The organism is Bacillus sp. FSL H8-0516 (assembly GCF_038635285.1).
Lineage (GTDB): Bacteria > Bacillota > Bacilli > Bacillales > Bacillaceae > Bacillus > Bacillus safensis.
Window position 1 is genome coordinate 1,763,036 of record NZ_CP152051.1, and the last position, 12,703, is coordinate 1,775,738.

Genomic DNA, 12,703 nt, shown 5'->3' on the forward strand with positions numbered 1-12,703 from the left:
GAGAAGGCGATCCAACAGCTTTCTCTTCTTTTTTAAAATAGTGGAGGATCAATCATGTGGAAAAAAGGAATGGCAAGCGCTGTTTTACTTGTGTTGATTGGTTTACTTGCGTGGAATTTATTTGGGCCAAAAGAGCCCGCAATCGGTCTTGAAAAAGGGGATCAAGCCCCTGATTTTGAACTGAAAACCCTTGACGGCAAAACCGCCTCGTTATCTGATTACCGAGGGAAAAAGGTGCTCGTCAATTTCTGGGCGACATGGTGTAAGCCGTGCAGGACGGAAATGCCGGATTTAGACGCGATTAGGAGCGAAAATGACCAAGTTGAAGTACTAGCGGTGAATTTAACGACCACTGAAAAGAGTGTGGATCATGTGGCAGCATTCACAAAAGAATTAAAGGTGAGCTTTCCTGTTTTATTGGACCAAAAAGGCATTCAAGCAAGATATCAGGTGCTTTCATACCCAACGACATACATATTAGATGAAAAAGGACGCATCATGTCTGTGAAGCATCAAATGCTGACAAAAAAAGAAATTGAAAAAGAGCTGGATCTATAATGATTCAGCTCTTTTGCTTATTTTCTAAATGTTTTGGCGAAAATGTAATCATACATATATGGAGGTGAGTGGAATGAGAAGAAGAAAACGACGCACATTTGAAGAGCTTGTGCTTGAAAATAAAAAAGAATTATTAAGCAATGAGGAATTTTTAAACCAGCTTGAAGAAAAGTTGGAAGAGCGATTTAGACAGAAATAAGTTATGAATTATCCGTTTTCGTTCATCCTAAAGAAGAGGGAGGGATGAATAATGGGTAGAGAGCATGATAAACAAGCGCAGTTTACACCAGACCATTTAGGGACAAAACCTGTAGCATACAAACGGAATAAAGGTAAAAAGATGCATAATAAATCAAATGAACAGCCTGATGTGATACAGACGAAGGGCGAATAAGGAGGGAATCATGATGAATGACAAGTCCTATCAATCCAATCCAGATGATCGTTCTGATAATGTTGAGAAGCTGCAAGATATGATCGAGAACACACTTGACAATATCGATGAATCTGAAGCAGCGATGTCCGTTTCAACAGAGACAGAAAAGCAAATGATCAAACAAAAAAACGAAAACCGCAAAATGAGTATTGACGCGATGCGTTCTGAGATCAAGGACGAAGAAGCGGCAAGAAAGAATGGCTATACCGAATAAACCAGGGATTCCTGGTTTATTTTATTGCCTCTTTTTAGAAGAACCATTTGGAATGTGGTAAAATGGCAGAGACAGACCTTAGGTTTTGATAGGAGAGCGATGAAAACGTGTATGTATCCAAAAAAGAAATAGAAGTCCGTTATGCAGAAACAGATCAAATGGGCATCGTGTATCATGCCAATTATTTAATTTGGATGGAAGTCGGCAGAACAGCATTGATTAAAGAATTAGGGTTTTCCTATGCGCAGCTAGAAGCAGATGGTGCTCTTGCACCTGTGATAGACTTGCAGGTTCAATATAAAAAACCATTGCTGTATGGTGAAACAGCAACCGTTCATACATGGATTGAAGAATATAATGGTGTCAAAACGGTGTATGGCTATGAAATTCAAAAACCTGATGGACAAACAGCGATTACAGGGACAACCTCACATATATGTGTGGATAAAGACACCTTTAGACCTATTCAATTTAGAAAAGCCTTTCCTGCCTGGCATAAAGTATATGAACAGTCGAAGAAGCAGGTTTAATTTATGGCTTTTGGTATTAAACGAAGCGATTTAAACGCTTGGAAATCAGCTGTCCAGCAAGGAAAAGTTGCTTTTTTAACACACTACTGGCTCGATGACCGTTTTCCAAATGCCAATACTGTCACAAAAGCAGCCTGTCAGGATATGAAGCGGTTAATTGATTGGGGAGAAAGACATGGACTAAAAAAAGAATGGATTCATGACCGCGAAGGGTTTCCTCATTTTGACTTGATCGGTGAGCCGCAAAAAAGAATTCTGCAAAAGGAACGATCTTTAGGGAACATTCAGGAGTATGGGCTGTATATTGAAGTGTAAAACAAAAAAGATACCCGAGGGATGAGGTATCTTTTTTGTTTATTCATAATGAAATTCTGGTTCTTTCACGGACTCGTTATAATCAATATGCAGATCATGGTTGTCAAAGTACCAAATATCACTTTCCTCAATAAAGAAAGTAATACCTTCTATTTCAGCGGTTGCGCCGGCATTTTGAGGTTCATCTTTTGCGACGCCGAGAGAAAAGCCTTTTTGTACATTACTGCACCCGCCATATCTCACAAAAAAGCGAACTTGATCACCTTTTTCTAAATCTAATTCATCCTTGTACCAATTGAGTGCATCTTCTTTTATCGTTAATTTCAATGTGATCGCCCCTTTTTGAAGTCATGCTGTTTTTAAAATACAGGATGCAAAAACAGCTTTTCTTTACTTTTACCACATATTTAAATGGATGAAACGGCTAGAGCCATTTGATTTTCGGTTCAGTTTTGTTGAGAATTCGTTTGAGGTTGGCGATGTGTCTGTAGATCACAAAGCCAGCAAGAACGGCAACAACAATGATTAAGAATAGGTCTTTGGTGAATATGCTGTAAATGAATGTATAGATCCCGGTCAGCATAGATGATAGTGAAACATATTTACTAATGTATAAAAATAAGAAAAAAGCAGCGATCATCGTGATAAATAGGAATGGGGCATAAAATAGCAGCACACCGCCTGATGTAGCGACTGCCTTTCCCCCTTTAAATTTTGCAAAGACAGGAAAGCTGTGACCGATAACAGCAGCAACTCCTGCTAATAAGGGATGGATGTCCAGCTGCATGAAAAACGGTAAAGCTGAAGCAAGCGTCCCTTTTAGGATATCAGCAGTAATCACAATAGACCCTGCTTTTACGCCAAGTGTACGAAATGCATTCGTCGCACCTAGGTTTCCGCTGCCATGTTCTCGGATATCGATTCCCTTTGCAGCTTTCCCGACAATGAGACCGGATGGAATACTGCCGAGAAGATAAGCCAAAATAAACATCAAAGCAATTAACATCTGCATAACTCCTTTATATTCTCCCTCTTGTCTTACATTTTAACATGATCTTGTGAAAAACATGGGGAACTTTTTTTGAAAAAATCGAAAGCAGATGGATTCAGCTTTGTTTTTAAGCAGAAATTCGCTAAAATGGAGGAAAAGGAGTGTCTTGATGAACAATCCTACGAAAGAAGAAATCGGCCGTATATTAAAGAGCAGTAAACGAATTGCTGTTGTTGGATTATCAGATCAGCCGCACCGGACATCTTATATGGTGTCTAAAGCAATGCAGGATGCCGGGTATGAGATTATTCCAGTGAACCCAACGATCGATGAAGCACTCGGTGTGAAAGCAGTCGCTTCTTTAAAAGATATAAAAGAGCCTGTTGATATCGTCAATGTCTTTAGACGTTCAGAGTTTTTACCAGAGGTGGCAGAAGAGTTTCTCGAAATAGACGCACCTGTTTTTTGGGCGCAGCAAGGCATATATCACGAAGAAGCGAAAAGGCTGATTGAGGAAAATGGCAAGGTCGCCATCATGGATTTATGTATCAAGGTGGCTCATGCGATGACAAAAACTCATTAAATCGTCAAAAATCCTTGGTTTTTCAAGGATTTTTGCTTTTTTGTTGCAGAAATATATTTGCGATTCTGAAAGAAAGCGATAAAATAAGGCGACAGGGACATATCGGCGGCCTTGCATATCGAGAAAAAGAGCGATAAGATCAATATAGAACATTTGTTCTGTTTTGCTAAAACCATCATATGATTGCATTTGGCTTATGAAACAGTCTTGTTTATAATGGACTTCTAGTTCTGATTGCAGAATGTAGAATGATTCTCATAGCTGTGCAAAAGAGCATGTATTGGTGAATGACACATGCATGATGATGATGCAGCTTATTAAAGTGGACAGTAATGAGCAGCATGATCATCATTAAAATCTAGAGAGATCATTTGATGATTAGCCGGTTATGTTTGTTAGTGAAAGGGGATTAAGCATTTGGTTAAAAAGCAGCAAGTAGATTATAACGATGATTCTATTCAGGTGCTAGAGGGGCTTGAAGCGGTCCGTAAACGTCCAGGGATGTATATTGGATCTACGGATTCGCGCGGTCTTCATCACCTTGTCTATGAGATTGTAGACAACTCTGTCGATGAAGTGCTCGCTGGCCATGGAGATCATATCATTGTCAAAATACATAAAGATAACAGCATTTCCGTCCAAGATAAAGGGCGTGGAATGCCTACTGGTATGCATAAGCTTGGAAAACCGACACCCGAGATCATTTTAACGGTCCTGCACGCAGGCGGAAAATTTGGTCAAGGTGGATATAAAACAAGTGGTGGACTTCACGGAGTTGGGGCATCTGTTGTGAACGCGCTGTCAGAATGGCTCACTGTCACAATTGAACGTGACGGATTTATTTATCATCAGCGCTTTGAAAACGGCGGTAAACCTGTCACATCACTCGAAAAAATCGGAAAATCGAAAAAAACGGGGACACTGATTCATTTTAAGCCGGACCCTACCATGTTCAGTGTTACGACCTATAATTTCGATACATTATCAGAGCGTTTAAGAGAATCTGCCTTTTTATTAAAAGGGTTAAAAATAGAGCTGATCGATGAACGGCATGATGTACAAGAAACGTTTTATTATGAGACAGGCATTGAAGCCTTTGTTGCTTATTTAAATGAAGAAAAAGATGTTCTGAGTGAAGTCGTCTCATTTGAAGGAGAGCATCAGTCCATTGAAGTAGATTTTGCTTTTCAATTTAATGATGGCTATTCGGAAAATATCCTTTCCTTCGTTAATAACGTCAGAACAAAAGATGGCGGAACACATGAGTCTGGTGCCAAAACGGCCATGACGAGAGCCTTTAACGAATATGCTCGCAAAGTCGCTCTTTTAAAAGAAAAAGACAAAAATTTAGAAGGTACTGATATTCGCGAAGGACTGTCTGCTATTATTTCTGTCAGAATTCCTGAAGAACTGCTTCAATTTGAAGGGCAGACAAAAGGAAAGCTTGGGACAAGTGAGGCACGTTCAGCTGTTGATGCTGTCATTTCTGAAAAACTTGCGTATTTCCTTGAAGAAAACCGGGAAACAGCCACTCTTCTTGTGAAAAAAGCAATTAAAGCGCAGCAGGCAAGAGAGGCTGCTAGAAAAGCCCGTGAAGAAGCAAGGAGCGGCAAGAAACGGAAAAAGTCTGAAGCCACGCTGAGCGGAAAATTAACACCTGCCCAATCTAGAAACCCAGCAAGAAACGAACTATACCTAGTAGAGGGTGACTCAGCGGGCGGGTCAGCAAAACAGGGGCGCGACCGTAAATTCCAGGCGGTGCTACCGCTGCGCGGAAAGGTCATCAATACAGAAAAAGCAAAGCTTGCTGATATTTTCAAAAACGAAGAAATCAACACCATTATTCATGCAATTGGTGGAGGCGTCGGTGTCGATTTTAATGTAGAAGACATCAATTATGACAAAATCGTGATCATGACAGATGCGGATACGGATGGAGCGCATATTCAAGTGCTTCTCTTAACATTCTTCTACCGCTATATGAAGCCGCTGATTGAGCATGGCAAAGTGTTTATTGCACTCCCGCCTTTATATAAAGTCAGCAAAGGCTCAGGGAAAAAAGAAATCATTGAGTACGCATGGTCTGATGAAGAAATGGATGACGTATTGAAGAAAGTTGGAAAAGGGTACACGATTCAGCGCTACAAAGGGTTAGGTGAAATGAATGCCGACCAGCTATGGGAAACGACAATGAATCCAGAATCGAGAACACTTGTCAGGGTCAAAATTGATGATGCTGCACGTGTGGAACGCCGCGTCACAACTCTAATGGGTGACAAAGTAGAACCACGCCGTAAATGGATTGAAAAGAATGTCGCCTTTGGACTTGATGAGGAAAGCAACATTCTTGAAAATGAAAACTTGTCGCTAGCTGAGGAGGTTTAAACATGGCACAACAAGAACGATTTCATGATTTACCATTAGAAGAAGTAATCGGCGACCGCTTTGGCCGCTATAGTAAATATATTATCCAAGACCGTGCGCTTCCAGATGCACGTGATGGACTAAAACCTGTACAACGAAGAATTTTATATGCGATGTATGCAGAAGGAAATACGCAGGATAAAAACTTCCGTAAAGCCGCTAAAACAGTCGGTAACGTGATTGGTAACTATCACCCGCACGGAGACTCATCTGTTTATGAAGCGATGGTAAGAATGAGTCAGGAGTGGAAAGTACGAAATGTACTGATTGAGATGCATGGGAATAACGGGAGTATCGATGGTGATCCGCCTGCTGCCATGCGATATACGGAAGCAAGGCTGTCTGCTATTGCTTCAGAGCTTTTAAAGGACTTAGACAAGGAAACGGTCGAATTTGTCGCAAACTTTGATGATACAAGCAAAGAGCCCGTTGTATTACCAGCGATGTTCCCAAACCTCCTCGTGAATGGATCAACAGGGATTTCAGCTGGGTATGCCACAGATATCCCGCCGCATCACTTGGGAGAAGTCATTGATGGCGTTATTAAACGAATCGAACAGCCGCATTGTACGGTTGAGGATTTAATGACGGTTATCAAAGGGCCAGATTTCCCAACAGGCGGTATCATTCAAGGTGTAGACGGTATTAAGAAGGCGTATGAAACAGGAAAAGGAAAGATTATGATTCGAGGCAAAGCGGAGATTGAAACCATCCGCGGCGGACGCCAGCAAATCGTGATCACAGAAATTCCTTACGAAGTGAATAAAGCCAATCTTGTCAAAAAGATGGACGAGTTCCGAATTGAAAGAAAAGTAGAAGGCATTTCAGAGGTCCGAGATGAAACAGACCGTACTGGGCTTCGAATCGTAGTAGAGCTGAAAAAAGAAGCAGATGCAAATGGTGTGCTGAATTTCTTATATAAAAACTCAGATCTGCAAATCCCATATAACTTTAATATGGTAGCGATACATAATCGAAGACCGACATTAATGACGCTCACCACTGTACTAGATGCATATATTGCCCATCAAAAAGAAGTGGTGACGAACCGCTCAGCGTACGAGCTTCGAAAAGCGAAGGAACGCCACCATATTGTCGACGGCTTAATTAAGGCACTTTCCATCTTAGATGAAGTTATTGCCACCATCCGCTCCTCTAATGATAAGCGTGATGCAAAGAACAACTTGATGGCGAAATATGACTTTACAGAAGCACAATCAGAAGCGATTGTTTCACTCCAGTTATATCGTTTAACGAATACAGATATTACGCAATTAAGAGACGAAGCAAGAGAGCTTGATGTGCGCATAGCAGAGCTTGAAGACATTTTAGCGAACGAGAAAAAGCTGCTGAAGGTCATTACAAACAGCCTGAAAAAGCTCAAAAAGACATATGCTGATGAGAGAAGATCCGTTATTGAGGAAAAAATCGAAGAAATTAAGATTAACCTTGAAGTGATGATCGCATCAGAGGATGTATACGTCACAGTCACGAAGGATGGTTACATCAAACGGACAAGCCAGCGCTCCTATGCTGCCTCTAACGGTAAGGACTTTGGCATGAAGGATACTGACCGTTTGATTCATCAGTTTGAAATGAATACAACGGATGTTCTTCTGCTGTTTACGAATAAAGGAAGCTACATTTATTGTCCTGTTCACCAGCTGCCAGATATACGCTGGAAAGACATGGGGCAGCATATTACGAATATCATTTCGATTGATCGCGAGGAATCAATTCAAAAAGCCATTCCAATAAAAGAATTTGATGAAACATCATATCTGTTATTCTTTACGAAAGGCGGAATGGTGAAGAAAACAGAGCTTCTTCAATATAAAGCGCAGCGTTATTCGAAACCGCTTGTTGCCTTAAACCTAAAAGGTGACGATGAACTCGTTGATGTTCATGTCACAACAGGACAGCAGGAATTGTTTATTGCAACGAAAAATGGTTACGGTTTGTGGTTTGATGAAGAAGAAGTAAGTGTTGTTGGACCGAGAGCGGCCGGTGTCAAAGGAATCAACTTGAAGGAAGGGGACGAGGTAGTCTCTGGTCAGATCATTGATCCGAAAAACGATGTCCTTGTGCTCACGACACAAAGAGGGGCTGTAAAGCGAATGAACCTCTCTGAATTTGATAAAACATCAAGAGCGAAACGCGGAGTTCTTATGCTGAGAGAATTAAAGAAAAACCCGCACCGTATTGTGGCTGTGATCGCTGCAGCGCTGCACGATACACTTGAGATAGATACAGAAAAGGGTACAACGATTCCACTTGATATTTCTACTTTAAGAGCAAATGACCGCTATAGCAATGGATCATTTATTATAGATGAGGAAGAGCAGGGAGAAGTGACTCATGTCCTTCTGACACCTGAACCTGCACCAGATGACAATAAATAAGCAAACGAAAACCCCCCCTGCGACTGGCAGGGGGGTTCTTTTATATACGGGTCATTTAGCTCTCGTGGTTGCCAAACATGCTTGTAATGGCGTGCACTACTTCAATTCCTTGGTAGACGAAAAGAGAAAGTGAAGTGACAGAGAAAAGACCTAGAATGAAAATTCTTAAGAAAAATAACATCGTGTAAAACCTCCCAATTTTTGTTTTGATTTAGATGGTTGGGTTAAACACGAGCTTGTCGGAAATAAGAAGATTGATAGAACACTGCAAGTAAATGCTTCTTTTTCCGGTCAAATCGATCAGTATGAGTGATGCGTGCAAATCCAGCTGTCATACTGCCAATAATCAGCAGTGCTGTAAATGCGGCAAATACTGCGTTCACATGTTTTTGTTTCTTTTCATCGCCCATTGTCTGGACGATTTTCATTTCATGTGATTCTTGATCGGCAACCACCTTAGCATGATGGTATACCTGAACGGAATGAGGCATTGAGAACAAATGAAAACTTGCAAGTGCTATGCATAAAACACCTAATTTTAATAGCATATTTTTTTTCATTTTTCTCACCCCTTCCTGGTTATTTTCATGATCTTACCACGTTTTCAGTTATTTGAAAAGTCTTATTTTTTTACTTTCCCTCATTAAAAAAGCGATAAACATCACGACATCTATAGGACTGTTTCACTTCATGAAAGGTTTCAATTTTATTTTTTAAATTTAAAAAAAGTGCCATGATCAAGGATCAGACACTTTTAGTCGCTTGTAATGAATGTGGTTTTGCTACAGCTTTAGTAAAGATTCCTGCAATACATATGGCAATTAGAACAAAGATAAAGGCATGAAGCAGTCCAACTTGATTGGCAAGCAGCCCTAAAATAGGAGGACCGGAAAGGGAGGCTGTGTAACCAGATAAGGTCACAATACTAACGCGTTTGACCGCGTACCGGCTATCATCGCCTGCTGCAGAAATAGTTAGCGGAAAGCCTAAAGATGCGCCAAGTCCCCATAAAAAGATTGATATCATACATACAACAAGTGAAATCTTCAAAATGACTAAGAATAGGCCGGCAGCTGCTGATAAAATCGCAACTCTTAGCAATAATACTCTGCCAAAGCGATCGATCAAACGTCCGCTGATCAGTCTGCCGCTAATCATGCCGCACAAAAACAAAGCATAGATGACCGTACTCATGGAATGTGAAACTTGGTAGCCATCCACCATTGCAAGTGGAATCCAATCATTGGCCGAGCCTTCGACAAACGCAAGACATAAGGCGATCATCGCAAGAGATATCGTTCGTTTGTTCAGCCATGCCGTTTGAGTAGACTCAACTGTATCGGTCTGCTTCTCATGCTGATCCTTTCCTGTCCCATGCGGGATAAACCGTGTACAAATCAATATACTGAGGAAGAATAGAAGGGCGATAGCGAGAAGGTGTATCAATACAGAGATGCCTAGATGGATAAAAAGAATACCAGCACCTGCTCCAATTAAAGTCCCAATGCTAAAGGAAGCGTGCAATATAGGCAGAATGGTTTTCTTGATGCTGTACTCAATCTCTGTTCCTTCTAAGTTCATCGCCACATTGCACATGCCAGAGCCTGCTCCAAAAAGAAAAAGACCAGAGGTGACGACAAAGATAGAAGAGAGCGTTGAACCAATGGCAAGAGTAGTAAATCCAAGGAACATCAAAAAAGCACTGATCACAATCGCCAATCGGCCGCCTTTTTTGCGGACGAATACATTTGAAAGAACAAGCCCAACAATTGAACCAACGGATAAACCGAGTAAAATAAGTCCCATTGTTCCTGTGTTTGCTTGTAATAAATCTCTCACTTCCGGTGTCCGTGAAAACCATGTAGAAATGGAGATCCCAGACATCGTAAAGATCACAATAATTGCTTTATACCACTTTAATTCCATCTAATCCCTCACAATTAAAGATATATGTTATTGAACAAATCTACTCGATTATAAATGAGACTTGCTGATTCGTAAATAACTTGCTGGAGGAACAAGGTCAATTCTAGTCAAAAGAAATCATTCCTTCCCAATTGTTATGATGAGAAGGTAAAATAAACATAAAGGGGGCGGTAGGATGTAATCATATCGCATCAATATAAATAGAAGGGAGGAGGAGATCAACATGAAAAGTGAAAAGGAAAAAATGATCCAAGGAGAACATTATGTATCTAGTGACCAAACACTGATCGCAGATCGTGAAAGAGCGAGACAATTGACATACGCATATCAGCAAACCTTTCAGCAAGAAAAAAGAACATCCATTTTAAAGGAATTATTAGGCGCTTGCGGAAATGATGTCGTTTTTGAAGGAAGACTGCAGTGCGATTACGGATACAATATTGAGATTGGTGAGCATTTTTTTGCAAATTTTGATGCAGTGTTATTAGACGTTTGCAAAATTACCATTGGACATCACTGTTTATTAGGTCCGAATGTACATATTTATACGGCTGGACACCCGCTTGACCCGATAGAACGTGCAAAAGGCATTGAATTCGGCAAACCAGTCACCATTGGAAACCATGTATGGATTGGCGGCGGTGCTATTATTAATCCAGGTGTCACAATTGGCGACAATGCTGTCATTGCATCTGGTGCCGTTGTGACAAAAAATGTTCCAGCAAATGTGGTGGTTGGCGGAAATCCTGCGAAAATCATTAAATATCTTGATGAATCAAAATCTGGCGAATAACGTTGGATTTTGATTTTTCCTATTTTGTCTCAATAAGATAAGTATACTTAATTTTGAGACAAGAGAAATTCAATGTTTGTTTAACTTCCTAGAATATATATTATGTAAACTAAGAAATGAGAATATATATTTGAGTGTCGATATTTAATTTCACAACCTCTACCACCTTCTCAATCAATTAGATCGGTCGTAAAGGTTGTGCCTTTCCTTATTGGCTGCTACAGTAAATTAAATACGTTGGGATATTTCGTTTAAAAATACTTTCCTCTTTTCATCTGTTGTTAAGTTAACTCTCGAAAAATGAATCCATTTGGTGTCTTCGTTTTTAATTCCCAAGTCAGCAAGAGTTCTGTTAATAAAAACGCTTTGAATCGCATTCCCACCTTCAGATTCTATATAATCCTTATCTGTTGTAGATGTTGAGATCACGGTTGTTTTTTTAATATTTGTCAATAAACCTTTTAAAGCCCCAGTGTTTTTATCTTCCAAGAATGCGAAACCTCTTAACATGACTTTATCAATAAATCCTTTTAAAATTGCAGGTAAATCCCACCACCAGACAGGAAATATAAATATTAATTCAGTTGACTGACTTAATTTCTTTTGATAATCCTTAACTAATTGATCAGGCGTTTCTCCTTTATGAAAATACTTCAATTCCTCAGCTGAAAAAACGGGATTGAACCCATCTTTATATAAATCGATCACTTGAAATGGTTCTCTCTTTGTTTCTAGATTTTCTGTAATGGAAGTCAAAATGGCATGATTATAGCTTCCATCCCAAGGATGTGCATAGACAATTGTTTTCATAATTCATTCACCCTTTTTTGTTATTTTCATCATATTTTGATGTACATTCATTTTATTGTATGCTATAACGTACTACAAGTACGGTAATTAAAGTGCGATACTAACCTAAAGGAGAGTGTAAAATGACCAAAGAATCCTTTACAGCTCATGTTGATCTAAAAGAAACTGGATTTGGGTACACTTTATCATTAATTGGTGGGAAATATAAGATGACGGTACTGTATGCTTTATATGCAAACAATGCGCCTATTCGCTATAATCAGTTGAAACGAATGCTTGGGGCAATCTCTTTTAAAACATTAACCAATACACTAAAAGAGCTTGAAGCAGATCAGTTAATTAATCGTAAAGAATATCCTCAAGTGCCTCCAAAAGTAGAATATAGTTTATCGGAAAAGGGATTATCATTGATCCCTGTATTAGATGCGATTTGCTATTGGGGTGAAGAACAAATGAAAAAATAGTTAGACGTTGAGTGAAATTGTACTTTTAGGCAAAAGGGATTGTACATTCAGTCAAGAAAAAGAGCATCTCTCTTGAGATACTCTTAGAACATTGATAAATCTCATGGAATATTAAGTTGTCTTTCTCTTATCTTTTGTTTGAGTTATGCTGCAAATAAACAACATGAGTTTGTAAAAATTCTTCTAAACCATGTTTACCATCTGCTCCGCCAATTCCAGATTTCTTACGACCTGCGTGGAATCCTTGAAAAAAATAG

The 12,703-nt window shown here is 39.8% G+C and carries 18 protein-coding genes; 12 read left to right on the top strand and 6 right to left on the bottom strand.

Annotation, left to right across the window (positions count from 1 at the left end; all coding sequences use genetic code 11):
- The first annotated feature begins 54 nt into the window (after positions 1-54).
- From MHB67_RS08740 to MHB67_RS08765, 6 genes are all read left to right on the top strand, one after another.
- Entirely contained in the window at positions 55-558 is a 504-nt protein-coding gene (locus MHB67_RS08740; protein ID WP_024425141.1) for a TlpA disulfide reductase family protein, read from the top strand.
- A gap of 73 nt (positions 559-631) precedes the next feature.
- Complete coding sequence (locus tag MHB67_RS08745) at positions 632-757, top strand: FbpB family small basic protein (RefSeq protein ID WP_003211002.1); 126 nt, start codon at positions 632-634, stop codon at positions 755-757.
- Between the two features lie 51 nt (positions 758-808).
- Positions 809-952 (top strand): acid-soluble spore protein N, encoded by a 144-nt coding sequence (locus tag MHB67_RS08750; RefSeq protein WP_008357830.1) that lies wholly within the window; start codon positions 809-811, stop codon positions 950-952.
- Between the two features lie 13 nt (positions 953-965).
- Complete coding sequence (gene tlp, locus MHB67_RS08755) at positions 966-1,208, top strand: small acid-soluble spore protein Tlp (protein ID WP_024425142.1); 243 nt, start codon at positions 966-968, stop codon at positions 1,206-1,208.
- Positions 1,209-1,315: 107 nt separating this feature from the next.
- Complete coding sequence (locus MHB67_RS08760; RefSeq protein ID WP_024425143.1) at positions 1,316-1,738, top strand: thioesterase family protein; 423 nt, start codon at positions 1,316-1,318, stop codon at positions 1,736-1,738.
- 3 nt (positions 1,739-1,741) lie between these two features.
- On the top strand, positions 1,742-2,053 hold the full coding sequence (locus tag MHB67_RS08765) for a hypothetical protein (protein WP_073205731.1): 312 nt from the start codon (positions 1,742-1,744) through the stop codon (positions 2,051-2,053).
- A 39-nt stretch (positions 2,054-2,092) separates the two neighbouring features.
- On the opposite strand, the gene MHB67_RS08770 is transcribed toward MHB67_RS08765, so the two are convergent.
- Both MHB67_RS08770 and plsY read right to left on the bottom strand, forming a co-directional pair.
- On the bottom strand, positions 2,093-2,380 hold the full coding sequence (locus tag MHB67_RS08770) for a HesB/YadR/YfhF family protein (protein ID WP_024425145.1): 288 nt from the start codon (positions 2,378-2,380) through the stop codon (positions 2,093-2,095).
- 97 nt (positions 2,381-2,477) lie between these two features.
- Complete coding sequence (gene plsY / locus MHB67_RS08775) at positions 2,478-3,059, bottom strand: glycerol-3-phosphate 1-O-acyltransferase PlsY (protein WP_024425146.1); 582 nt, start codon at positions 3,057-3,059, stop codon at positions 2,478-2,480.
- A gap of 75 nt (positions 3,060-3,134) precedes the next feature.
- On the opposite strand from plsY, the gene MHB67_RS08780 reads away from it, so the two are divergent.
- From MHB67_RS08780 to parC, 4 genes are all read left to right on the top strand, one after another.
- The gene (locus MHB67_RS08780; protein WP_267955856.1) at positions 3,135-3,263 is read left to right on the top strand and encodes a hypothetical protein; all 129 of its coding nucleotides are present in this window, start codon (positions 3,135-3,137) and stop codon (positions 3,261-3,263) included.
- Entirely contained in the window at positions 3,214-3,627 is a 414-nt protein-coding gene (locus tag MHB67_RS08785) for a CoA-binding protein (RefSeq protein WP_034283453.1), read from the top strand. Before MHB67_RS08780 ends, MHB67_RS08785 begins: the two co-directional genes overlap by 50 nt.
- 417 nt (positions 3,628-4,044) lie before the next feature.
- On the top strand, positions 4,045-6,012 hold the full coding sequence (gene parE / locus MHB67_RS08790) for a DNA topoisomerase IV subunit B (RefSeq protein ID WP_024425148.1): 1,968 nt from the start codon (positions 4,045-4,047) through the stop codon (positions 6,010-6,012).
- A gap of 2 nt (positions 6,013-6,014) precedes the next feature.
- On the top strand, positions 6,015-8,453 hold the full coding sequence (gene parC / locus MHB67_RS08795; protein ID WP_073205734.1) for a DNA topoisomerase IV subunit A: 2,439 nt from the start codon (positions 6,015-6,017) through the stop codon (positions 8,451-8,453).
- A 55-nt stretch (positions 8,454-8,508) separates the two neighbouring features.
- Here the strand turns inward: parC and MHB67_RS08800 are convergent, their stop codons facing one another.
- From MHB67_RS08800 to MHB67_RS08810, 3 genes are all read right to left on the bottom strand, one after another.
- Positions 8,509-8,634, bottom strand: a complete 126-nt coding sequence (locus MHB67_RS08800) for a hypothetical protein (RefSeq protein ID WP_254966705.1) — start codon at positions 8,632-8,634, stop codon at positions 8,509-8,511.
- A gap of 43 nt (positions 8,635-8,677) precedes the next feature.
- A complete protein-coding gene (locus tag MHB67_RS08805) occupies positions 8,678-9,013 on the bottom strand; it encodes a hypothetical protein (RefSeq protein WP_024425150.1) in 336 nt (111 codons plus the stop codon).
- Between the two features lie 184 nt (positions 9,014-9,197).
- Entirely contained in the window at positions 9,198-10,379 is a 1,182-nt protein-coding gene (locus tag MHB67_RS08810; protein ID WP_073205737.1) for an MFS transporter, read from the bottom strand.
- 223 nt (positions 10,380-10,602) lie between these two features.
- On the opposite strand from MHB67_RS08810, the gene MHB67_RS08815 reads away from it, so the two are divergent.
- Positions 10,603-11,172, top strand: a complete 570-nt coding sequence (locus tag MHB67_RS08815) for a sugar O-acetyltransferase (RefSeq protein WP_342492894.1) — start codon at positions 10,603-10,605, stop codon at positions 11,170-11,172.
- 228 nt (positions 11,173-11,400) lie between these two features.
- Here the strand turns inward: MHB67_RS08815 and MHB67_RS08820 are convergent, their stop codons facing one another.
- On the bottom strand, positions 11,401-11,982 hold the full coding sequence (locus MHB67_RS08820) for an NAD(P)H-dependent oxidoreductase (RefSeq protein WP_056766607.1): 582 nt from the start codon (positions 11,980-11,982) through the stop codon (positions 11,401-11,403).
- Positions 11,983-12,104: 122 nt separating this feature from the next.
- On the opposite strand from MHB67_RS08820, the gene MHB67_RS08825 reads away from it, so the two are divergent.
- Positions 12,105-12,446 (top strand): helix-turn-helix domain-containing protein, encoded by a 342-nt coding sequence (locus tag MHB67_RS08825; protein ID WP_056766608.1) that lies wholly within the window; start codon positions 12,105-12,107, stop codon positions 12,444-12,446.
- Positions 12,447-12,703: the final 257 nt, after the last annotated feature.